General features: G+C 74.4%; 19 protein-coding genes. 9 read left to right on the top strand and 10 right to left on the bottom strand.

Annotated features, from left to right (window positions below; genetic code table 11):
- Nucleotides 1–121: 121 nt before the first annotated feature.
- Nucleotides 122–958 (top strand): spermidine synthase, encoded by an 837-nt coding sequence (locus FNX44_RS09120; RefSeq protein WP_143647499.1) that lies wholly within the window; start codon nucleotides 122–124, stop codon nucleotides 956–958.
- A gap of 53 nt (nucleotides 959–1,011) precedes the next feature.
- Entirely contained in the window at nucleotides 1,012–1,464 is a 453-nt protein-coding gene (locus tag FNX44_RS09125) for a DUF4442 domain-containing protein (RefSeq protein WP_143647500.1), read from the top strand.
- Between the two features lie 87 nt (nucleotides 1,465–1,551).
- Here the strand turns inward: FNX44_RS09125 and FNX44_RS09130 are convergent, their stop codons facing one another.
- Complete coding sequence (locus tag FNX44_RS09130) at nucleotides 1,552–2,100, bottom strand: gamma carbonic anhydrase family protein (protein ID WP_143647501.1); 549 nt, start codon at nucleotides 2,098–2,100, stop codon at nucleotides 1,552–1,554.
- 194 nt (nucleotides 2,101–2,294) lie between these two features.
- Between FNX44_RS09130 and FNX44_RS09135 the strand changes: the two genes are divergently transcribed.
- On the top strand, nucleotides 2,295–2,999 hold the full coding sequence (locus tag FNX44_RS09135; protein ID WP_143647517.1) for an acyltransferase: 705 nt from the start codon (nucleotides 2,295–2,297) through the stop codon (nucleotides 2,997–2,999).
- 168 nt (nucleotides 3,000–3,167) lie between these two features.
- Here FNX44_RS09135 and FNX44_RS09140 read toward each other — a convergent pair whose 3' ends face one another.
- Nucleotides 3,168–4,034: an EamA family transporter gene (locus FNX44_RS09140; protein WP_143647502.1), complete on the bottom strand. Its 867-nt coding sequence runs from the start codon at nucleotides 4,032–4,034 to the stop codon at nucleotides 3,168–3,170.
- Between the two features lie 118 nt (nucleotides 4,035–4,152).
- On the opposite strand from FNX44_RS09140, the gene FNX44_RS09145 reads away from it, so the two are divergent.
- A complete protein-coding gene (locus FNX44_RS09145) occupies nucleotides 4,153–4,722 on the top strand; it encodes a helix-turn-helix domain-containing protein (RefSeq protein ID WP_143647503.1) in 570 nt (189 codons plus the stop codon).
- Between the two features lie 53 nt (nucleotides 4,723–4,775).
- Here the strand turns inward: FNX44_RS09145 and FNX44_RS09150 are convergent, their stop codons facing one another.
- On the bottom strand, nucleotides 4,776–5,216 hold the full coding sequence (locus FNX44_RS09150) for a CoA-binding protein (RefSeq protein WP_143647504.1): 441 nt from the start codon (nucleotides 5,214–5,216) through the stop codon (nucleotides 4,776–4,778).
- Between the two features lie 87 nt (nucleotides 5,217–5,303).
- Here FNX44_RS09150 and FNX44_RS09155 point away from each other — a divergent pair, with 87 nt between their 5' ends.
- From FNX44_RS09155 to FNX44_RS09165, 3 genes are all read left to right on the top strand, one after another.
- On the top strand, nucleotides 5,304–5,927 hold the full coding sequence (locus tag FNX44_RS09155) for a YigZ family protein (protein WP_143647505.1): 624 nt from the start codon (nucleotides 5,304–5,306) through the stop codon (nucleotides 5,925–5,927).
- Nucleotides 5,928–6,007: 80 nt separating this feature from the next.
- Complete coding sequence (locus FNX44_RS09160; protein WP_143647506.1) at nucleotides 6,008–7,174, top strand: exonuclease SbcCD subunit D; 1,167 nt, start codon at nucleotides 6,008–6,010, stop codon at nucleotides 7,172–7,174.
- Complete coding sequence (locus tag FNX44_RS09165; protein ID WP_143647507.1) at nucleotides 7,171–10,203, top strand: AAA family ATPase; 3,033 nt, start codon at nucleotides 7,171–7,173, stop codon at nucleotides 10,201–10,203. The genes FNX44_RS09160 and FNX44_RS09165 overlap by 4 nt, the downstream gene beginning before the upstream one ends.
- A 19-nt stretch (nucleotides 10,204–10,222) precedes the next feature.
- Here the strand turns inward: FNX44_RS09165 and FNX44_RS09170 are convergent, their stop codons facing one another.
- Nucleotides 10,223–11,914: a DUF885 domain-containing protein gene (locus FNX44_RS09170; protein ID WP_143647508.1), complete on the bottom strand. Its 1,692-nt coding sequence runs from the start codon at nucleotides 11,912–11,914 to the stop codon at nucleotides 10,223–10,225.
- 48 nt (nucleotides 11,915–11,962) lie between these two features.
- On the bottom strand, nucleotides 11,963–12,448 hold the full coding sequence (locus FNX44_RS09175; RefSeq protein ID WP_143647509.1) for an Lrp/AsnC family transcriptional regulator: 486 nt from the start codon (nucleotides 12,446–12,448) through the stop codon (nucleotides 11,963–11,965).
- Nucleotides 12,449–12,507: 59 nt separating this feature from the next.
- Here FNX44_RS09175 and FNX44_RS09180 point away from each other — a divergent pair, with 59 nt between their 5' ends.
- The gene (locus tag FNX44_RS09180) at nucleotides 12,508–13,677 is read left to right on the top strand and encodes a trans-sulfuration enzyme family protein (RefSeq protein ID WP_143647510.1); all 1,170 of its coding nucleotides are present in this window, start codon (nucleotides 12,508–12,510) and stop codon (nucleotides 13,675–13,677) included.
- Here FNX44_RS09180 and FNX44_RS09185 read toward each other — a convergent pair.
- From FNX44_RS09185 to pdxR, 3 genes are all read right to left on the bottom strand, one after another.
- A complete protein-coding gene (locus FNX44_RS09185; protein WP_143647511.1) occupies nucleotides 13,625–15,049 on the bottom strand; it encodes a GNAT family N-acetyltransferase in 1,425 nt (474 codons plus the stop codon). The genes FNX44_RS09180 and FNX44_RS09185 overlap by 53 nt on opposite strands.
- Nucleotides 15,050–15,182: 133 nt before the next feature.
- Complete coding sequence (locus tag FNX44_RS09190; protein WP_143647512.1) at nucleotides 15,183–16,775, bottom strand: alkaline phosphatase D family protein; 1,593 nt, start codon at nucleotides 16,773–16,775, stop codon at nucleotides 15,183–15,185.
- Between the two features lie 168 nt (nucleotides 16,776–16,943).
- Entirely contained in the window at nucleotides 16,944–18,395 is a 1,452-nt protein-coding gene (gene pdxR / locus FNX44_RS09195; protein ID WP_143647513.1) for a MocR-like pyridoxine biosynthesis transcription factor PdxR, read from the bottom strand.
- A gap of 47 nt (nucleotides 18,396–18,442) precedes the next feature.
- On the opposite strand from pdxR, the gene FNX44_RS09200 reads away from it, so the two are divergent.
- Nucleotides 18,443–19,375 (top strand): DMT family transporter, encoded by a 933-nt coding sequence (locus FNX44_RS09200; RefSeq protein ID WP_143647514.1) that lies wholly within the window; start codon nucleotides 18,443–18,445, stop codon nucleotides 19,373–19,375.
- Nucleotides 19,376–19,407: 32 nt separating this feature from the next.
- Here the strand turns inward: FNX44_RS09200 and FNX44_RS09205 are convergent, their stop codons facing one another.
- Both FNX44_RS09205 and FNX44_RS09210 read right to left on the bottom strand, forming a co-directional pair.
- On the bottom strand, nucleotides 19,408–20,256 hold the full coding sequence (locus tag FNX44_RS09205; protein ID WP_228449768.1) for an alpha/beta fold hydrolase: 849 nt from the start codon (nucleotides 20,254–20,256) through the stop codon (nucleotides 19,408–19,410).
- 130 nt (nucleotides 20,257–20,386) lie between these two features.
- Nucleotides 20,387–21,097 (bottom strand): SDR family oxidoreductase (locus FNX44_RS09210; protein WP_143647516.1); only part of this gene is annotated, 711 nt, incomplete at its 5' end.

Raw genomic sequence — 21,097 nt, forward strand, 5'->3', positions numbered from 1 at the left:
GTGCGGGCACCGGGGGAGGGTAACCGATCGAGGTGACGCGACGGCGACTCGTGGGAAACCACGGGGAACCACGGGGAGGGGTGCGGCGGCTCGCCGCGGGCCGCCGGGCGACAATCGGGGGGTGAACGAGCCGCTTCCCGTCGTCCGAACCGTCGGCCACGGCGTCGCCAGACTGCTGCCGGACGTCGACCGCCGGCGGGCCTGGCTGCTGACCGTCGACGGCGCCCCGCAGTCCTACGTCGACCTCGATGATCCGTCCCATCTGGAGTTCGAGTACGCGCGGCGGCTGGCGCACGTACTGGACTGCGCGCGGCCGGGGCCGCTGGAGGTGCTTCATCTGGGCGGCGGCGCGATGGCCCTGCCGCGCTACACGGCCCAGGCGCGGCCCGGCTCCCGGCAGCGGGTGGTGGAGGCGGACGCCGCGCTGGCCGACCTGGTGGCGGAGGTACTGCCGCTGCCGGAGCGGGAGCCGATCGAGCTGGTGACGGAGGACGCCCTGGCGGCGCTCGGCGCCCTGCCCGCCGACTCGGTGGACGTGCTGCTCGCCGACGTGTTCGCCGGGGCCCGGGTGCCCGGCCATCTGACCACCGCCCGCTACGCCCGTGCCGCCGCCCGCGTGCTGCGGCCGGGCGGGCTGTACGCGGCCAACCTCGCCGACGGCACGCCGTTCGACTTCGTGCGGGGACAGCTGGCGACCTTCCGCGAGGTGTTCGACGAACTGTGCCTGCTCGCCGAGCCCGCGGTACTGAAGGGGCGCCGGTTCGGGAACGTGGTGCTGGTCGGCTCGAGTGCCGAACTGCCGGTGGACGAACTGGCCCGGCGCATGGCGGCCGACGTCTTCCCCGCCCGGGTGGTGCACGGTTCGCGGCTCACCGCGTTCATCGGCGACGCCCGGCACGTCGCGGACGGCGAGGGCGTCTCTCCGCGGCCGCCGAAGGACGCGTTCCGGCTCGGCTGAACCGGTCGGCGAAGCCCCTCCCACCCGAAGCTACTGGCTGGTAATGTTCGGGCATGTCAGAGAACCAGCCCTCGATCGGCGACATGCTGACGGCCTCCGTCCCGATGGTCGCCACCCTCAACCTCGAGTACGTCGAGACCAGCGCCGAGCGCGCCGTGCTCCGGCTGCCCGACCAGCCCGCCTACCACAACCACGTCGGCGGGCCGCACGCCGGCGCGATGTTCACCCTCGCCGAGTCCGCGAGCGGTGCGATCGTGCTGGCCGCCTTCGCCGGTGAGCTGGGCCGCGCGGTGCCGCTGGCGGTGCGCGCCGAGATCGCCTACAAGAAGCTGGCCATGGGCCCGGTCACCGCCACGGCCGAACTCGGCCGTCCGGCCGCCGAGGTGGTCAAGGAGCTCGACGCGGGAGAGCGTCCGGAGTTCCCGGTCAACATCACGATCAACCGCGAGGACGGCGCCGTCACCGGCGAGATGACCATCGTGTGGACGCTGCGTCCCAACAGCTGAGCCGCCCCGCGGCGGAAGCCGCGGCCCCCGGCGGACCGGCACGACGCGTGCGGGTCCGCCAGGGGAGCCCGGGGCGGTCGGCTCTGCTCAGGAGCGCTCCGCCGAGGTCTGCTCGACGGCTTCCCGATGCGTGGCGGAGAGGTCCACGTACACCTCGCCGTTGAGCACCAGCCCGGCGCGCTCCTCCTCGGTGAGCTGCCGCCTGACCTTCGCCGGCACTCCGGCGACCAGCGAGCCGGGCGGCACCTGCATGCCCTGCGGCACCAGCGCCTGCGCGGCCACCAGGGAACCGGCCCCGATCCGGGCCCCGTTGAGGACCGTCGCGCCCATGCCCACCAGCGCGTCGTCCTCCACCGTGCAGCCGTGCAGCACCGCGTTGTGTCCGACCGAGACACCGCTGCCCACCCGCACCGGGAAACCGGGGTCGGTGTGCACGGTGCAGTTGTCCTGGATGTTGCTGCCCGGGCCGATCTCGATCGGTTCGCAGTCGGCGCGCAGCACGGCCCCGTACCAGACGCTGGCGTCCCCGCGCAGCGTCACCTTCCCGACCACCGAGGCGGTGGGCGCCACGAACGCCTTGTCGTCGATCTCCGGTCGGCCGCCGGCGACCGCCATCAGCCACGGTCCCTGTGTCATGCCCGTTCCACCCTCCGAATGGCGTGCCAACTCCTCCGGGCGCACCGTACGCCACCGGCGCTGGGGCGCTCGCGGCGACCTTGGGGGAAAGATCACAGGCCGTGCGGGGACCGGCGCCCGACCCGGCCCACTACGGTGAACGGGTGGTCAGGCACAACCCGTTCCCCGCTCTCCTCTCCCGCGCCGTGCACCGGATGTGGCGTGTGGTGCAGGACGCCGGTGCGGTCACCGCGCGCCGCCCGGGCCCGCACGCCTTCCGGCGGATCGGCACGGGCACCCGGCTCGCGTTCCCGCAGGGCACGATCTTCGGCGCGCCCTGGATCGAACTGGGGGACCACTGCGTGGTCGGCGCCGAGGTCACCCTGACCGCCGGCATGATGCCCGACCTGGAACTCGGTCCGGAGCCGGTGCTGACGCTCGGCAACGGCGTGGTGCTCGGCCGGGGCAGCCATGTGGTGGCCGACGCCCGGGTACACATCGGCGACGACGTCTTCTTCGGCCCCTACTGCTACGTCACCTCGACCAACCACTCCTACGACGACCCCGCGGTCCCGATCGGCAAGCAGTGGCCGCGCAGCGCGCCGGTGGAGATCGGCCCGGGCTGCTGGCTCGGTCACGGCGCCGTGGTGCTGCCGGGTGCCAGGCTCGGCCGCAACGTGGTGGTCGCGGCCGGTTCGGTGGTGCGCGGCGAGGTGCCGGACCACGCCGTCGTGGCGGGCTCGCCGGCACGCGTCGTACGCCGCTGGGAGCCGGGGACCGGCTGGCAGCCGCCCCTGCGGACGCCAGCGCCGGTGCCGGTACCGGACGGGGTCACCCCCGAGCAGTTGGTGGCGCTCGGTGAGCTGACGCGGGGTGCGGACGGCCCCGGCGCGGGCACACTGGGGTCAGGAGTCGAGTAGCCCCAGGGGAGGTGGGACGGCGGTGGACCCTCGGGTGTGGCGCGTTGTACTGGTGGTGATCGTCGCGCTCCAGGCCCTGGCGCTGCTGGTGCTGGCCATCCGGCGACTGTGAGGCTCCGACGACCGTGGAGCTTCAGGGCCGCCCGAGCCCGTGCCCGGCGGGGATGCTCAGGCCGTCGCCAGCAGGACGGTGCCGGCCAGCGCGAGCCCGGCGCCGAGCGCCTGCACGCGCAGCATCCGTTCGCGGAGGAAGCCCCGTGCGGCCAGCGCGGTCACCACCGGGTAGAGGGATGCAAGCACGGCCGCCACGGTGACCGGGCCGTTGCGGGCGGCGAGCGCGTAGGTGCCGTTGGCGGCGACGTCCGCCAGCCCGACGAGAGCCAGTGCGGGCAGCGCGCTCCGCAGGGCCTTCGGGCCGCCGTCCGGCAGCAGCCGGCCGCCGCGCAGGCCGCGCACGGCCAGCGCCGCTCCGCCGACGAGCACGTTCAGCACCCGCTGCACGAACAGCGCGAGGAAGAGGCCGACGACGGTGGTCGAGGCGTGCTCGATCAGCGCCATCACCGTGCCGAAGCCGAACGCCGAGACCAGCGTGAGCAGCACGGTCTTCCGGGCGACCGGATTCCCGCCGGTGCGCGGACCGCAGGCGAGTGCCACTCCGACGACGGCCACCAGCACCCCCAGACCTTGCGCCCAGCCGGGCCGTTCTCCCAGTGCCAGCCCGACGCCGATGGGGACGATGACCGCGCCCACCGCGCCGAGCGGGGAGACCACGCCCATCGGACCGAGCGCCAGCGCCTGGTAGAAAGCGAACATGGCCAGCGGACCGACCACCCCGGCGGCCACCGCGAACCACAGACGCGGACCGGCCTCGGCCAGCCCGCCGGTCGCCACCACCACCGCGCCGAGCACGGCGGCGGCCAGGACCTGTGAGACGACCACCACGGTGAGCGCGGGTATGCGACGGGTGAGCAGGCCGCCACCGAAGTCCGCGAGGCCCCACATCAGGCTGGTGGCGAGCGCCAGAACGGCAGTCATGGGAGAAGGACCTCGCAGTACAGTGTGCTGAACTTCGAACAGGACCACACCGTAGTGCATGACAGTGAACCCTGTCATGCAGAATATTCGACTACTCGTGCCGGGGGTTGTGACCGCAGTGACCGATCTCGAACAGCTGACCCAGGCGATGGCCCGCAACCTCAAGCGGCTCCGCACCGAACGCGGCTTCACCCTCGACGCGTTGGCCGCCCGCGCCGGAGTGAGCCGGGGCATGCTGATCCAGATCGAACAGGCCCGCACCAACCCGAGCGTGGGCACGGTCGTCAAGGTCGCCGACGCCCTCGGCGCCAGCATCACCACACTGCTCGACTACGACCAGGAACCCCAGGTCCGCCTGGTGGCGCCGGAACAGGCCGTACGACTCTGGAGCACCGACGCCGGCAGCCACAGCACCCTGCTGGTCGGCGCCGAGTCGCCCGGCCCGCTGGAGCTCTGGGAGTGGCGGTTGATGCCCGGCGACACCAGCGACTCCGACCCCCACCCCACGGGCACCACCGAACTCGTCCACGTGCGCGGCGGCACCCTCGTCCTCACCGTGGACGGCGCCGAACACCGCGTACCGGCGGGCACCTCGGCGGCCTTCGAGTCACACGTGCCGCACGGCTACCGCAACGACGGTCCCGGCCCCGTCGACATGATCATGGCGGTCTCGGTACCGGCCCCCTGACACCGGCCGGGCCCGAATGGCACGCCGACCTCAGTGCCACCTCGGCGCTGACCTCAGCCGAGCCGGGGTATCTCGATGGCCGGGCAGCGGTCCATCACCATGTCCAACCCCGCGGCCCGCGTCCGCGCGTACGCCTCCCGGTCGACCACGCCCAGCTGGAACCAGACCGCCTTGGCGCCCACCGCCACCGCCTGGTCCGCCACGGGCCCGGCCAGCGAGGAGTTCACGAACACGTCCACCACGTCCACCGGAAAGGGGATGTCGGCCAGCCGGGCATAGCCCGTCTCACCGGCCACCGTCTCCGCCTTCGGATGCACGGGCACCACACGCTTGCCGAAACGGCGCAGCACCTGCGCCACGCCGTACGCCGCCCGCGCGGTGTTGTTCGACAGCCCGACCACCGCCCAGGTGTCGCCCGCCTCGGTGAGTGTGCGGCGGATCGTCTCCCACTCCGGCTCGGACCCGTCGACCCGAGTCCACTGCTGTCCGCTCATGCTCCTCACCAACAAACCACCGCCCGCTCGCATTCCCGCCCACGCACCCCGTCCGACCCTCCCCGCGCCGGGGCATAGGCTGAGGGGATGCAGGAGCAGTACGTCACCCTCGCCCGGCCGGGCGTCCACGAGAGCGAGATCAACCGGTCCCGGTTCATCTGCGCCCTCGCCCCCGCCGGCAGCGAGGAGGAGGCCCGGGCCTTTGTCGACCGGGTGCGGGCCGAGCACCCCGGCGCGACCCACAACTGCTTCGCGTACGTCATCGGCGCCGACGGCGGCGTCCGCAAGTCCAGCGACGACGGCGAGCCGGGCGGCACGGCCGGACTGCCCATGCTCCAGATGCTGCTGCGCCGTGAGGTGCGCTACGTCGTCGCCGTCGTCACCCGCTACTTCGGCGGGACCAAGCTCGGCGCCGGCGGGCTGATCCGCGCCTACGGCGGCGTGGTCGGCGAGGCGCTGGACGCCGTCGGCACCGTCACCCGCCACCGCCGACGACTCCTCACGGTGATCACCGACCACCAGCGCGCCGGCAAGGTCGAGAACGAGCTGCGCGCCACCGGGCGCACCGTACGTGAGGTCCGCTACGCCGCCGAGGTCAGCATCGAGGTCGGCCTGCCCGAGGCCGACCTCCCCGCCTTCCACGCCTGGCTCGCCGACCTCACCGCAGGCACCGCCCGCACCGAGCTCGGCGGCGAGGCCTACGGCGCCTGACCCGTACCACGGGCTCGGGCACCCGGGCACCACGCCCCGGAGCGGTGCTTTGTCAGTGCCCGCGCGTAGGGTTCGTGACCATGCGTCTGCTGCACACCTCCGACTGGCACCTGGGCCGTGGATTCCACCGGGTGAGCCTGCGCGACGCCCAGGAGAGGTTCCTCGACCACCTCGTCGCCACTGCGCGCGAGGAGAAGGTCGACGCGGTGCTCGTGGCCGGCGACGTCTACGACCGGGCCGTGCCGCCGCTGTCCGCCGTCGAGCTGTTCGACGACGCGCTGCACCGGCTCGGCGCGCTGGGCGTGCCCACGATCATGATCTCCGGCAACCACGACTCCGCCCGTCGACTGGGAGTGGGTGCCGGGCTGCTCGGCCGCGCGGGGGTCCATCTGCGCACCGACCCGGCCGGCTGCGCCAACCCGGTACTGCTCGCCGACGAGCACGGCGAGATCGCTTTCTACGGTCTGCCCTACCTGGAACCCTCCCTGGTCAGAACGGAGTTCGACGTCGAGCACGCCGGGCACGCGGCCGTGCTGGGCGCCGCGATGGACCGGGTGCGGGCCGATCTCGCCACTCGGCCGGGGACACGCTCGGTGGTGCTGGCGCACGCCTTTGTCGTCGGCGGTGAGCCCTGCGACAGCGAGCGGGACATCACCGCCGGTGGCGTGGCCGCCGTGCCGGTAGGCGTCTTCGGCGGCGTCGACTACGTCGCCCTCGGCCACCTCCACCGCTGCCAGTCACTGTCCGAACGCGTCCGCTACTCCGGCTCGCCGCTCGCCTACTCCTTCTCCGAAGCCGACCACCGCAAGAGCATGTGGCTCCTCGACCTCGGCCCGGACGGCCGGCCGCACGCCGAGCGGATCGACTGCCCGGTGCCACGCCGGCTGGCCCGGGTGCGCGGCGGGATCGAGGAACTGCTCGCCGACCAGGCGCTCGCCCCGCTCGCCGACGCCTGGCTGGAGGTCACCCTGACCGACGCCGTCCGTCCGGCAGGCGCGATGGCCCGGCTCGCCGAGCGCTTCCCCCACGTGCTGAACCTGGTCTTCGACCCCGAGGACACCGACCACGCGGACGGCGCCCTCGGCTACGCCGACCGGCTCCGCGGCCGCGACGACCACCAGATCACCGCCGACTTCGTCGCCCACGTCCGCGGCGGCCGGGGCCCCGACGACGCCGAGCGCGCCCTGCTGCGGGACGCGCTGGAGACCGCCCGGGTGCACGAGGCGGCGCGGGAGGCGACCCCGTGAGGCTGCACCGACTCACCCTCCGCGCCTTCGGGCCCTTCGCCGGCACCGAGCACGTCGACTTCGACGCGCTCTCCACCGGCGGCCTCTTCCTGCTGCACGGCGCCACCGGCGCCGGCAAGACGTCCGTACTGGACGCCGTCTGCTACGCGCTCTACGGGGCCGTGCCCGGTGCCCGGCAGACCTCGCGGGGCCGGGTGCGGCTGCGCAGCGACCACGCCGCACCCACCGACCCGACCGAGGTCGTCCTCGAACTCACCGTCGGCGGAAGGCGGTTGGAGATCACCCGCCGGCCCGAGCAGAGCCGACCCAAGATCAGAGGCGGCGGCACCACCGTCGACAAGGCCCAGACCCTGCTGCGCGAGCATCACGCGGCCACCGGCGAATGGCGCGCGCTCAGCCGCTCCCACCAGGAGATCGGCGAGGAGGTGCGGGGGCTGCTCGGGATGAGCCGCGACCAGTTCTGCCAGGTGGTACTGCTACCGCAGGGCGACTTCGCGCGCTTCCTGCGCTCCGGCGCCGAGGAGCGCGCCCAGCTCCTCGGCCGGCTCTTCGACACCACCCGCTTCACCGCCGTCGAACGCCATCTTTCCGACGAACGCGCCCTCGCCCAGCAGGCCCTGCGCTCCGCCGACGACAAGCTGCTCGCCCTCACCCACCGCATGTGGCAGGCGGTCGCGGAGGAGGGCGGCCGCTCCGCGGCCGGACCGGCCCTGAGCCCACCGCCCGAAGCGGCGCCCGGCGAGGCGGGCCTGGCCGACGCCGTCCTCGAATGGGCCGCCCTCGCCCGGGAACACACCGCGGAGCGCGCCGAACGCTCCCGCGTCGCCAGAGCCGACGCGGAGGCGGCCGGCGCCGCCGCCCGGCAGGAACTGGCCGAACTCGCCGAGACGGCCCGAAGGCAGCACCGCCACGCCGACGCCGTGGCGCGCGCCCGGCGGCTGGCCGACGCGGCCGAGGAGCGGGAACGGCTCCGGCAGGCCCTCGCCCGCTGCCGGGCCGCCGAACAGGTCGTCCCGCTGCTCCGCCTGCGGGACACCGCCGCCACCGAGCACCGCGCCGCCGAACACGCCGAGCGGGCCGCCCGCGCCGCCCTCCCGGCAGACCACCGCGACGCCGCCGGTGAACACCTCATCACGGCGGAACACCAGGCCAGGACGCGGCTGGGCGGACTCGCCGCCGCCCGCCGCGCGGCCGAGCGGGCCGACCACCTCACCACCGAACTCGCCCGTCTGGAGCGGCAGTCGGAGGTCGACGAGGCGCAACTGGCCGAAGCCGAACAGTGGCTGGCCGACTGGCCCGCGCTGCACGAGGAGCTGCGCTGCCGGGTGGCGGACAGTCAGGAGGCCGCCGCCGACGTCACCAGGCTCACCGCCGAACTGGACACGGCCAGGCAGCGCGCCCACGCCGCCGCCGAACGCGACCGCCTCACCGGTGAACTCGCCGCCGCCGAGACCGAACTGCTCCGCCTCAGAGAGGCCGCCGCCACCACCCGGGACCACTGGCTGGACCACCGCGAGCGCCGGCTGGTCGGCATCGCCGCCGAGCTCGCCGCACACCTCAACCCCGGGGAGCCGTGCGGGGTCTGCGGCAGCCTCGACCATCCCGCACCGGCGGCCGAGAGCGCCGACCATGTCGGCCGCGCCGACGAGGACCGCACCCTGGCCGAACACCGCGCCGCCGAACAGCGCCGGGAGGCCGCCCAACGGGACCTGGACGACCTGCACCGCCGCCAGCTGAGCGCGGCGGAGCGGGCGGGCGACGGCTCCCTGGCCGAACTCCGCTCCCAGGCCGATCGGTTGACCACCGAGCTCGCCGCCGCCCAGTACGCCGCCGATCAGGCGGGGCCGGCCCGGCAGGCCCTCGAACGAGCGGAGCGGGAGTACCACGCCCGGCTCGCCGCGCAACGGGAGGCGGGCGACAGGGTGGCCGCGCACACCTCCCGGCGCGAGGCGCTGCTCGGTGAACGACACGCGCTCACCGCCGAGTTCGACGGGCTCAGCCCGGCGGACGGCGGGGGAGGAGGCGTGGCCGAGCGGGCCGAGGCGCTGGCCCGGCTGGCCGACGCGCTGGCCGCCGCCGCGGTGGCCGGCGAACGCGCCCGGGCCGCCGCCGACCGGGCCAAGGAGGCGGACGCCCGCCTCGACGACGCCTTGTGGCGGGCGGGCTTCCACTCAGCCGCAGAGGCCACCGCCGCGCTGCTGCCGGAGGCCCGCCAGCGCGAGACGCAACGACGGCTCGACGAGTGGCAGGGCGAGGAGCGGGCGCTCGCCACGGAGTTCGCCGACGAGCGGCTGCGGGCCGCGGCCGAGCTGCCGCCCGTGGACCTTCCGTCCGCCGAGGCTCGCGCGGCACTCGCCGAGCGGCGGCTGCGGGCGGCCGACACGGCAGCCGCCGCCGCGGACGCCGCCCACCGCGCCCTCACCCATCTCTCGCGCGAGGCCACGGCCGGCGCCCGGGCCGTCGCCCCGCTGCGGCGCCGCGCCGACCGGATCAGCGGGCTCGCGGCACTGACCGCCGGCACCTCCAGCGAGAACAGCCGCCGGATGAGGCTGGAGTCCTACGTGCTGGCGGCCCGGCTCGAACAGGTCGCCGCAGCGGCCAGCCTCCGACTGCACCGCATGTCGGCGGGCCGCTACACGCTGGTCCACTCCGACGAACTCGCCGCCCACGGCGCGAGATCAGGGCTCGGCCTGCACGTGGTGGACGCCTGGACGGGCCGCGAACGGGACACCGCGACGCTCTCCGGCGGCGAGACGTTCTCCGCCTCCCTCGCGCTCGCCCTGGGCCTGGCGGACGTGGTGGCCGAGGAGGCCGGCGGGGCGCGGCTGGACACCCTCTTCGTCGACGAGGGCTTCGGCACCCTCGACGAGGAGACGCTGGAGGAGGTGCTCTCGGTCCTGGACGCACTGCGCGAACGGGACCGCAGTGTGGGCATCGTCAGCCATGTCCCGGAACTGCGGCTCCGCGTGCCCGCGCAGCTGGAGGTCGTGAAGCACCGACACGGCTCCACGCTCCGGCATCGCGTGTGACCTGACGGCGGCGTCCCGCTCACAGCGCGGACAGTTCCGCCACCAGGTCGTCCAGCCCGAGCGAGCCGAGCGAGAGCGCCGCCATGTGCCAGGACTTGGCGTCGAAGGCCGATCCGCGTGCCCTGCGGGCCGCGTCCCGCCCGGCCAGCCAGGCGCGCTCACCCAGCTTGTAGCCGATGGCCTGCCCGGGCAGGCCCAGGTAGCGCACCAGCTCGCTCTCCACGAAGTCCGCCGGACGGCCGCTGTGCGCGCCGAAGAACTCCTGTGCCAGCTCGGGCGTCCAGCGCTCTCCGGGTCGGAACGGGGAGTGCTTGGGGATGGTCAGCCCCAGGTGCATGCCGATGTCGACGATGACCCGGGTGGAACGCATCATCTGCGCGTCCAGGTAGCCCAGTCGGCGCTCGGCGTTGTGCAGGAAGCCGAGTTCGTCCATCAACCGCTCCGCGTACAGCGCCCAGCCCTCCATGTTGGCGCTCACCCCGCCGGCCGTCGTCTGGTAGCGCGAGAGCCGGTCGGCGACGTGCACCCACTGCGCGAGCTGGAGGTGGTGCCCCGGCACGCCCTCGTGGTACCAGGTGCTCACCAGGTCGTAGACGGGGAAGCGGGTCTGCCCCATCGTCGGCAGCCAGGTCCGCCCCGGGCGGGAGAAGTCCAGGGACGGCGGGGTGTAGTAGGGCGCGGCGGCGCCGCCCGGCGGGGCGATCCTCGACTCCACCCGGCGGACCCGGTCGGCGAGTTCGAAGTGGGTGCCGTCCAGTGCCGAGACGGCCTCGTCCATCAGGCCCTGCAGCCAGTCGCGGACCTCGGCGACGCCCTCCACGGCCTCGCCGTGGTCGTCCAGGTACCGCAGCACGCGCCAGGGGTCGGTGGCGTCGGGGAGGATCTTGCCGGCCTCCGCCCGCATCTCCGTGTGGATGCGGTGGTACTCCGACCAGCCGTACTCGTAGGCCTCCTCCAGGTCCAGGTCGGTGCCGTTCCAGTACCGGGCCCAACGGGCGTACCGCTCGCGGCCGACGGTCTCCGGGGCGCCCCGCACGCCGGGGGCGTAGGTGTCGGCGAGCCAGGAGCGCAGCTCGGCGAGCGCACGTGTGGCCTCGGTCGCAGCCGAGGTGAGGTCCGCGCGCAGGGCGTCGGGCCCGTCCGCCACGAAGGAGCCGAACCAGCCCTCGCCCCGAAGCCACTCGGCCAGCTGCCCGAGCACGGTCTCCACCTGGCGGGGACCGGCCGGCAGGTCCCGCCGCAGGCCTTCCGCGAGCGAGGCACGGTAGCCGGCGAGCGCGTCCGGCACGGCCCGCAGCCGGCGCGCCACGTTCTGCCAGTCCTGCTCGCTTCCGGTCGGCATCACGGTGAAGACGGTGCGCACCGAGTGCAGCGGCGAACTGAGGTTGCTGACGGCACGCAGCTCCTCCCCGGCGTCGTGCACGGCCAGCTCCGCGGTCAGCCGCTCGCGCAGCAGCCGGGCGCAGCGGCGCTCGGTGCCGTCGTCGTCGACCGGCAGCCCAATCGCCTCCAGTGTGCGCAGCGTCCGCCTTCGCAGCTCGGCCAGCTCGGCCAGCCCGTCGGGGGAGAAGTCGGGGAGGCGGCCCTCGTCGTCGGCGATACCGAGGTAGGTGCCCGCGACGGGGTCGAGCGCGATCAGCTCGCCCACGTAGCGGTCGGCCACGTCGCGCGGCAGCGGCGCCGTATCTGTTGTCTGCGTGGTGTCGGACATACGCTCATCCTCGTACGGAAGCACGCCCGCCGTCACCAACTCCGCTCGTTACGTCGCTGACGCGCCCGGCGGCAACAGCGGCCCGCAGGACCACTGCTGGAAGATGAGCCGGGTCTCCACCCGGGCCACCTCCTTGTGTGAGGTGAACTCGTCGAGGACCAGCCGCTGGAGGTCGGCGGCGTCCACCACGGCGACGTGCACCAGGTAGTCGTCGGGCCCGGTCAGGTGGAACAGGGACAGCGACTCCGGCAGCGCCCTGACCCGCTCGACGAACGGACCGATCAGCTCCCGCCGGTGCGGGCGCACCTGTACGGACAGGAGCGCCTCCAGGGAGCGGCCGAGCTTGGCCGGATCGAGCCGCAGCGCGTGTCCGAGGATCACGCCGCCCCGCCGTAGTCTGCCGACCCGGTCCAGGCAGGTGGAGGGCGCCACGCCGACGGCGGCGGCCAGATCCCGGTACGTGGTCCGGGCGTCGTTCTGGAGAAGACGCAGAATCTCCAGATCCACCGGGTCAAGGCTGAGAGAATCGGACATCTGCCGAACGTAGCACGGGGATGAGCCGCTACGGGCCGGTAGCTGTTCAGTATGCCGTCATGGACACCACACCGCGCTCACTGGCCACCGAGGCTGTGCACGCCGGTCGCGAAGACCTCGCCGACCTCGGGCTGCACGCCGCCCCCCTGGATCTGTCCACCACCTATCCCAGCCGGGACGTCGCGGCCGAGGCCGCGCGTCTGGACGAGTTCGCCGCCACCGGCGCGCGACTGGAGGGCCCGCCGGTCTACGCCCGGCTGGACAACCCGACGGTCGCGCGTTTCGAGGACGCGCTGGCCCGCCTGGAGGGCACGGACACCGCCGTGGCCTTCGCCAGCGGTATGGCCGCCTTGAGCGCGGTACTGCTGCTGCGCGCGAGCACCGGGCTGCGGCACGTCGTCGCCGTCCGTCCCCTCTACGGCTGCAGTGACCACCTGTTGACCAGCGGGCTGCTGGGCACGGAGGTCACCTGGACCGACCCGGCCGGTGTCGCGGACGCGATCCGTCCCGACACCGGCCTGGTCATGGTCGAGACCCCGGCCAACCCGACCCTCGCGGAGGTGGACCTGCGCGCGCTCGCCCACTCCTGCGGCTCGGTGCCGCTGCTGGTCGACAACACCTTCGCCACCCCGGTCCTCCAGCGACCGGTCGAGCACGGCGCGCGCCTGGTGATGCACAGCGCGACCAAGTACCTCGGCGGCCACGGCGACGTGCTCGGGGGCGTGGTGGCCTGCGACGAGGAGACGGCGCGCGGCCTTCGGCAGATACGTTTCGCCACCGGCGGTGTACTGCACCCGCTGGCCGGCTACCTGCTCCTGCGCGGCCTGTCCACCCTGCCGGTACGGGTCAGGGCACAGTCGGCGACGGCGGCCGAACTCGTCCGCCGCCTGGCCGACGACCCCCGGGTGACCCGGGTGCACTACCCCCGGCTGGGCGGCGCCATGGTCGCCTTCGAGGTCGCCGGAGACCCCCGGGAGGTCACCGCCGCCGTCCGGCTGATCACCCCGGCCGTCAGCCTGGGCAGCGTCGACACCCTCATCCAGCACCCCGCCTCCATCAGCCACCGCATCGTCGACCCCGGCGACCGCCAGGCCGGCGGCATCAGCGAGCGCCTGCTGCGGATGTCGGTCGGCCTGGAGGACGTCGAGGACCTGTGGAACGACCTCGACCAGGCGCTCAACACCGCCGATCGGCAGCCGGCGCGGACACCGGTGCCAGCCGCGCGCTGATCACCAGAGTGCCCTCCTCGAACTGGTAGTCCAACGGCAGTCCGAGGCCGCGCATGGTGGCGATCATGGCCGTGTTGGAGGCCCGGGTGACCGCGTAGACGCTCTCGCACCGGGCCTCCACCGCCAACGCCACCAGGCGCCGCAGCAGTTCACCGCCGAGCCCCCGGTGCTGCCAGTCGTCCTCGATCAGCAGCGCCACCTCGGTCTCGTCGCCGTCCCACAGCAGGTGGCCCATCGCCACCACCCGGCCGGCGGCGGTCTCGGCGACCAGGGTGCGGCCGAACCGGGGCGAGAGCAGATGACCCAGATAGCGGTCGGCGTCCCCGGGCGGGCCGTGGTAGCGCATCGACAGCGTGCGGGTCGAGCACCTGGCGTGCATCTCACGGGCCGCCGGAAGATCCCTCGTGTCGGCGCGGCGCACGGTGATGGCGCCGCCCTCCGCCAGCGACAGTGTCTCCCGACGCCTGGGCACCCGCTGGCCGAGCCGCGCGTCCAGCTCCACGAGCGCGCGGGCCCGGGCGAACTCGGTCGGCGTGAAGGGCAGATGGGGGCGCTCGATGACGATCACGCCGCCCGTCGGGTCCGGCAGACGGATCAGGGTCTCCTCCAGGACGCCCTCCGTCGGCACCTCGTCCGCCGGCACACCCTGGCGGCGGGGGCCCGTCGGGCTCACCGCGGGAATCGACCTTATCGCGCAACGCCCCAACAGCTCTCGCAGCGCCAGGGGGAGTTCGGAGGCGTCCAGCGCGGTGCGGGTGGCCAGGCCGAGCACCCGGGCGGGGGTGTCCACCAGATCGTGGGCGTCCGCCCGCTCCAGCCAGACGTCCCGGCCGCCGGCCGCGGCCACCTCGGCGCTCAGCTCACGCGCGGCGAGGCTCCCCGGAACCCGCAGCAGGAACTCGTCCACCGTGTCGTCGCCCAGCGGATGGGTCTGGAGGGCGAGGATGTCCACGTCGCGCGCGGCCAGCGCGCCGCACAGCGAGGCCAGCGCGCCGGGCCGGTCCCGCACCGTCGTCCGCATCCGCCACAGCGCGGTCTCGCCGCGCGGCGCCCGGCCGGGCCCGGCCTCCTCGTCCGCCGGCCGGGCCCCGGTATCAGGGGTATCGGGCGGCGGCGGTCCCTCGCCGTGCCGATGCGACCACCAGGTGTGCAGCGCGGCCGCCACCAGCAGCGCCCCGGCGGAGCCGAGCAGCAGCACGGGACCGTCCGGCCCGCCCAGGACCGACTTCGCCAAGGTGTCGGCGACCGTCACGGCGGTGAAGAGCGCGGCCAGCTCGACGAGGTCGCGGCGCCAGCGCGAGGAACGCGTCCCCGCGCGCACGCGCCGGGCCCGCCGACGGGAGGCTGGTGTCGTCGAAGTGTGTTCGTTCATGTCCACAGAGTGACGGATCGGTGTTGCGTGGTCACCAACGCCCTGTGACGGATGAGTTAAGGGTGACTCCTGTCCCCGAAAGGGCGTTCTGTCCTCGTGCCGGTCGGCGGGGCGGCCGGACGGTACGGGCTCCTCACTGGCCGACCCGGCCGGGCTGGAGCACCTTGGTGAAGAGCACCGCCCCGCCCTGCTCCCGCAGCCGCACGGTGAGCTCGCCCGAGCCCCCGTCGATGTCCACCTGTCCATAGAACTGACCGCCTTGTGAGGGGGGAACGTTCGCTGCCGTCGGCGCCCTGACAAACGCCCGGGCCGGTCCGAACGTTCCGTCGAGCGGGACCGCCGGGAACCCGCCCGCGTGCAGCGGACCGGTGACGAACTCCCAGAACGGCGCGAAGTCGGTGAACGCAGCCCTGGAAGGGTCGTAGTGCTGCGCGCTGGTGTGGTGCACGTCGGCGGTCAGCCACACCGTCCCGGTGATCCCGCGCCGCTTGACGAACCGCAGCAGGTCGGCGAACTGCAACTCCCGGCCCAGCGGCGCCCCGGGGTCGCCCTGCGCCACGGCCTCGAAGTCGGTGGCCCCGTCGGCCACCACCAGACCGATCGGCAGATCGCAGGCGATGACCTTCCACACCGCCCGCGAGGCCGCCAACTCCCTTTTCAGCCAGGCGAGCTGGTGCGCGCCCAGCAGACCCTGCCGTTCGTCCGCCTGCCGGTTGGGCGAGTTCGGGTTCCGATGGGTGCGCAGATCAAGCACGAACACGTCCAGCAGCGGGCCGTGCCGCACCACCCGGTGGACCCGGCCGTCCGGATCGCTCGGCGGGAGCGTGCCCAGGGGGAAGTACTCGGCGAACGCCCGCCGGGCACGCGCCGCCAGCACGTCCACCCGCTTCTCGCGGTAGCGGTCGTCGGTGAGGATCTCCCCCGGGTACCAGTTGTTGGTCACCTCGTGGTCGTCCCACTGGGCGACCACCGGCACCTGGGCGTTGAACCGCCGCAGATGGGCGTCGAGCAGGTTGTACCGGAAGTTGCCCCGGAACTCCTCCAGGGTCTCGGCCACCTTCGACTTCGCCTCTGTGGTGACGTTCCGCCACCGCGTGCCGTCCGGCAGCACCACCACCGGCGCGATCGGATTGTCGGCGTAGACGGTGTCCCCACTGTGCAGGAAGAAGTCCGGATCGAGCCGCCGCATCTCCTCGAAGATCGTGAAGCCGTCCAGGTCCGGGTTGATGCCCCAGCCCTGTCCGGCGACGTCGCCCGACCACACGAAGCGCACGTTGCGGTGCCGCCCGGCGGGGGCGGTACGGAACGTGCCGAGCACCGGTCGGCCCGAACGGCGCGGGTCGTCGGGGTCGGTGAGGAGCACCCGGTAGTACACCTGCCGGCCCGGCGGCAGCCCGCGCAGCCGGACGCGGCCCGTGAAGTCCGTCTCCGGACCGAGCAGTGGGCCGTACCAGCGGCGCGACGCGCGGAACGACTCGGTCGCCGAGGTCTCCACCACCATCCGCGCCGGCCGGTCCGCACGCGTCCACACCAGTGCCGAACGACCGGTCACATCCCCGGTCTGCACCCCGAAGGGCGCCGAAGGGCGCCCCGACAACGCCTGCGCCGGCGCGCCGAACGAGCCCGGCACGGCCAGCGCGGCAGGGAGAGCGAGGGAACCGCGCAACAGCGCGCGACGTGCCGGGCCGAGCGGACGCGCGGGCGGTGTGGAGTGACTGCTGACCATGCGCTGACGCCTTTCGACTACCCGGGAACACCGGCCGGCGACACGGTCGCCGGCCGGCTCATCGGCACGCCCATCGAACACGGTCTCCCACAACGGCGCGCGGCCTCCCGGTGACATGCCGATGACACCCCGACCACCCGGCTTCGACGGCGGGCACCTGGCCGCCCGTCAGCCGGAACGCGCCTCCGCGCACTCCGCGAGCCGTGCGACGGCCTCGCCGAGCCGCCCCGGCGCCAGATGGGCGAAGCCGAACACCAGTTGCACCGAACCGTCGGCGGCCTCCGCCACCCCGTACTCGGCCAACGGCCGCAGCGCCACCCCGCCGCGCCCCGCCCGCGCCACCAGCGACGCCGTGGGCCCGTACCGCGCCGGCAGGGTGACGATGGCGTGCAGACCCGCCGCGACCCCGGTGACCCGCGCCGCCGGAAGCCAACTGCCCAGCGCGGCCACCAGCACGTCCCTGCGCTCCCGGTAGGCGCGCTGGCAGCGACGCAGCTGCCGGTCGTAGTCCCCGCGCCGCAGCAGCTCCGCGAGGACCGCCTGGTCGAGGGCGGGATGGCCCAGGTCGAGAGTGCGTTTGCGGGCCACCACCGCGTCGACCAGCGCCGGCGGCACCACCAGCCAGCCCAGCCGCAGCGCGGGCGCCAGCGACTTGCTCACCGAACCGGCGTACGCCACCCGCTCCGGGTCGAGTCCCTGGAGCGCTCCGACCGGTTGGCGGTCGTAGCGGAAGTCGCCGTCGTAGTCGTCCTCCACCAGCAGCCCGTCCCGGCGCCGCGCCCAGTCCAGCAACTCCGCCCGCCGTGCCGGGGAACAGGCCACCCCGGTGGGGAACTGGTGGGCCGGCGTCAGCACCGCCAGCCGCGCGCCGGACTCCTCCAGCGCCCGCGCCTCCAGCCCCTGACCGTCGACCGGCACCGGCACGGCCCGCAGCCCCACCGCGTCGAACAGGCCCGGCAGTTCCGAGGGACCCGGCCGCTCCACCGCCACCGTGCGCAGGCCGCGCCCACGCAGCGTCAGACCCAGCAGGCTCAACGCCTGGGCCACCCCCGAACACACCACCACCTGCTCGGGCGCGGCCACCACACCCCTGCGTCGGGCGAGCAGTCCTGCCAGCTCCTGCCGCAGCTCCGGCAGTCCGCGCGGATCGGGATAGCCCAGCTCCGCGTGGGCCGCCCGGTCCAGCGCCCGGCGCTGCGCCGCAGCCCACCGGGTACGGGGGAACAGAGAAAGATCCGCCCCCAGCGGCCGCAGGTCGAACTCCGGCGCCCGTCGGCCGGCCGGCTCCGACGCAACGGAGCGGGGAATGGGCCGGGCCGCCTCGCCGACCCAGGTCCCGGCACCCCGCACGCTCACCAGGTAACCCTCCGCCGCCAACTGCTCGTAGGCGTCGGTCACCAGCCCCCGCGAGACCCCCAGATCACGCGCGAGCTCACGGCTGGGCGGCAACCGGGTACCGGCCGCCAGCCGTCCCGAGCGCACCGCCTCCCGCAGCGCCTCCTGCAGCACCTGACCACGCCGCCCGGCCGGCGCCGCCGACGTCGGCAGCAGCAGCTCCCAGGCCGCCGTCCAACCGCCGGACGCGGCCTCCCCGGGCGAATTGGTCCCCTCTGCCCTCATGAAAGTGGACCTTAAACCGTGCCGCCGACACTCCTAACGTCCCGGGTATGTCACCCACCGCACGACGCGGCGCCCTGCTCGCCGCCTTCGCCTGCTGCCTGGTCGGCGCCTCCTTCACCGCCAACAGCGCACTCGTCGACTACCCGCACGCCGGCGGTCAGGCGCTGCGCTACGGCCTGGCCGCCCTGCTGATGCTGCCGCTCGTCGGCCGGGACGCGCCCGCCCGCCTGCGTTCCCTCCCGCCCCGGCTGTGGGCGCGGACCGCGATACTCGCCGCCGTCGGCATGGTCGGCTTCAACCTCGCCGTGCTGGCCGCCGAACGCACCGCCGAACCCGCCGTCCCCGGCGTCTTCGTGGGCTGCGCCCCGGTGGTCGCGGCCGTGCTGGTCCCGCTGCTGGACGGCCGCCGCCCCGGCCGAAGCGGACTCGGCGCGGCGACGCTGGTCGCGGCGGGCGCGCTGGTCGTCCAGGGCTGGGGGCGCACCGACGCGGCCGGAGTGCTGTGGTCGCTGGCCGCGCTCGGCGGCGAACTGGGCTTCGCCCTGATCGCCGTACCCGTGCTACGGGTGCTCGGTCCACGCCTGCTGACCATCGTGGCCTGTGCGTTCGCCGCCCTGGAGGCGACCGTCCTGGGGCTGCTGTGGGACGGCTCGCAGTGGCTGCGCGTGCCCGAGGGCGCGGAAGCGGTCGCGCTGCTCTGGCAGGCCACGGTGGTCACCGTGCTCGGCTTCGTCTGCTGGTACGCGGCGGTCCAACGCATCGGCGCCGAACGGGCCGTGCTGTTCTCCGGCCTGATCCCGGTCTCCGCCGCGCTGACCGCCGCGCTGCTGGGTGCGGGCGGCTACGGCCTCGCCCAGGCAGGCGGCAGCGTACTGGTGGCCGCCGGCGTACTGGCCGGCTGCGGCGTCCGCCGCCGAGCGGCCGCCGCCCCCGCCGCACCGCGCACCGACCGCCGGGGGACACCGGCGAGGGGGACCTGAGTACGCGCCCCCACCGGCGACCCCGGCCGGGGCTACGCGGGAGGATCCGTGTCCGCCCGCCGCACGGTGTCGGAGATCACCCGGACCACCGTGGCCGGATCGTCGTTCATCGGCACATGCCCGCAGCCGGGCAGCCGTACCAGGCGGGCATCGGGCAGCACCCGCTTGGCGCGCACACCCTGACGGGGCGGCAGCAGCAGGTCCCGGTCGCCCCAGGCGATCGTCACCGGGACGTCGGCGATCGGCTGCCGGAAGGCGGCCGTGGGACGACGGCCCTCCGCCAGCGCCGACTCGAACCCCGGCGCGTCGCCCAGCACCCGGACCTCCTCGGCCACCGCCTGGGGCGAGCGCCGGGCGGGTCGGGCGTAGACGACGCCGGCCAGCACGGCACGTCCGGCGGCGCTCCCCGAGAGCGCCACCACCAACGGGTCCGGCAGCCGCCGGGCCGCCGCCCGCATCCCCACCAGCAGGGCGAACGCGCGCCGCCGCTCCCGTTCCGTCCAGAAGCCCGCCGGGGAGAACGCGGTCACCGAGCGGACCCGGCCCGCCGCACCCAACCGCAGCGCCAGCAGGCCGCCGAGCGAGTTGCCCACCACGTGCGGCCGCGCCAGCCCGAGCGTGTCGAACGCCGCACCGAGCAACGACACGATCGTGTGCGGCGCGTACGGTCTGGAGGCGTCGGCGCCCGGCGGCCACGTGGACAACCCGAAGCCCGGCAGGTCGAGTTCGATCACGTCGTGGTCGGCGGCGAGTACGTCGCTCACCGGCTCCCACGCCTGCAGGTGGTGCCCGATGCCGTGCATCAGCACCAGCGGCTGCCCGCCGCCGCGCCGCCGGTACGCCAGCTCCACCGGCGGCAGACCGTCGGCCTCCACCCGCATCACGGCCACGCCGCCCGCGCTCTTGCCGGTTCCCACTGCCGTCCCCCTCCCGCTCATGCCCGGGTCGCCCGGGCCGGTCGGCAAGTCTGCCGGCGGCGACCGCACACGAGGAAGCCGCCCGCCGCCCCGCTCAGAGCCCGCCGCTCACCCGCAGGACGGCCCCGCTGGTGTACGACGCGTCCGGCGACAGCAGCCACGCCACCGCGCCGGCCACCTCATCCGGCTCACCGGGGCGACCCAGCGGCACCCTTTCGGGGGCGCGCCACGGCCGTTCCGGGTCGCCCATCGCGGCGTGGATGTCGGTGACGATCATGCCCGGCTGCACCGAGTTCACCCGTATCCCCTCGCCCGCCAACTCCTTGGCGAGGCCCACCGTCATCGCGTCCACGGCCGCCTTGCTCGCCGCGTAGTGCACGTACTCGCCGGGCCCGCCGAGCGTCGCCGCACAGGAGGAGATGTTCACGATCGCGCCGCCCGTTCCGCCGTGCGACCGGCTCATCTCCAGCGCCGCGCGCCGTGCGCAGTACAGCGCGCCCAGCACGTTCACCTCCACCACCCGGCGCATCGTCGCGGCCGCCGTCTGAGTGAAGGCGCCCAACGGCCCCGTGACGCCCGCGTTGTTGACCAGGCCGGTCGGCCGCCCGAGCATGCGGACGACTTCGTCGAAGAAGTCCGCCACCTGCCGCTCGTCGGCGGTGTCCACGCGCACCGCCACCGCACGGCCGCCCCGCTCGCGCACGGCCGCCGCCGTACGCGCGGCCGCATCCTCGTCCCGTTCGAAGCCCACCGCCACGTCGTGGCCCTCGTCGGCGAGTCGCCGCGACACCGCCGCCCCGATACC

This window comes from Streptomyces alkaliterrae (genome assembly GCF_007097205.2).
In the GTDB taxonomy this organism is placed as follows: domain Bacteria; phylum Actinomycetota; class Actinomycetes; order Streptomycetales; family Streptomycetaceae; genus Streptomyces; species Streptomyces alkaliterrae.

Excerpts from the sequence above, each read along its gene's own strand:
- FNX44_RS09185 (WP_143647511.1), bottom strand. The coding sequence starts at position 15,049 with ATGAACGAACACACTTCGACGACACCAGCCTCCCGTCGGCGGGCCCGG.
- pdxR (WP_143647513.1), bottom strand. The coding sequence starts at position 18,395 with ATGAGGGCAGAGGGGACCAATTCGCCCGGGGAGGCCGCGTCCGGCGGT.
- FNX44_RS09175 (WP_143647509.1), bottom strand. The coding sequence starts at position 12,448 with ATGTCCGATTCTCTCAGCCTTGACCCGGTGGATCTGGAGATTCTGCGT.
- FNX44_RS09180 (WP_143647510.1), top strand. The coding sequence starts at position 12,508 with ATGGACACCACACCGCGCTCACTGGCCACCGAGGCTGTGCACGCCGGT.
- FNX44_RS09205 (WP_228449768.1), bottom strand. The coding sequence starts at position 20,256 with ATGCGGGTGGAGGCCGACGGTCTGCCGCCGGTGGAGCTGGCGTACCGG.
- FNX44_RS09140 (WP_143647502.1), bottom strand. The coding sequence starts at position 4,034 with ATGACTGCCGTTCTGGCGCTCGCCACCAGCCTGATGTGGGGCCTCGCG.
- FNX44_RS09170 (WP_143647508.1), bottom strand. The coding sequence starts at position 11,914 with ATGTCCGACACCACGCAGACAACAGATACGGCGCCGCTGCCGCGCGAC.
- FNX44_RS09190 (WP_143647512.1), bottom strand. The coding sequence starts at position 16,775 with ATGGTCAGCAGTCACTCCACACCGCCCGCGCGTCCGCTCGGCCCGGCA.
- FNX44_RS09155 (WP_143647505.1), top strand. The coding sequence starts at position 5,304 with ATGCAGGAGCAGTACGTCACCCTCGCCCGGCCGGGCGTCCACGAGAGC.
- FNX44_RS09160 (WP_143647506.1), top strand. The coding sequence starts at position 6,008 with ATGCGTCTGCTGCACACCTCCGACTGGCACCTGGGCCGTGGATTCCAC.
- FNX44_RS09130 (WP_143647501.1), bottom strand. The coding sequence starts at position 2,100 with ATGACACAGGGACCGTGGCTGATGGCGGTCGCCGGCGGCCGACCGGAG.
- FNX44_RS09135 (WP_143647517.1), top strand. The coding sequence starts at position 2,295 with ATGTGGCGTGTGGTGCAGGACGCCGGTGCGGTCACCGCGCGCCGCCCG.
- FNX44_RS09125 (WP_143647500.1), top strand. The coding sequence starts at position 1,012 with ATGTCAGAGAACCAGCCCTCGATCGGCGACATGCTGACGGCCTCCGTC.
- FNX44_RS09200 (WP_143647514.1), top strand. The coding sequence starts at position 18,443 with ATGTCACCCACCGCACGACGCGGCGCCCTGCTCGCCGCCTTCGCCTGC.
- FNX44_RS09150 (WP_143647504.1), bottom strand. The coding sequence starts at position 5,216 with ATGAGCGGACAGCAGTGGACTCGGGTCGACGGGTCCGAGCCGGAGTGG.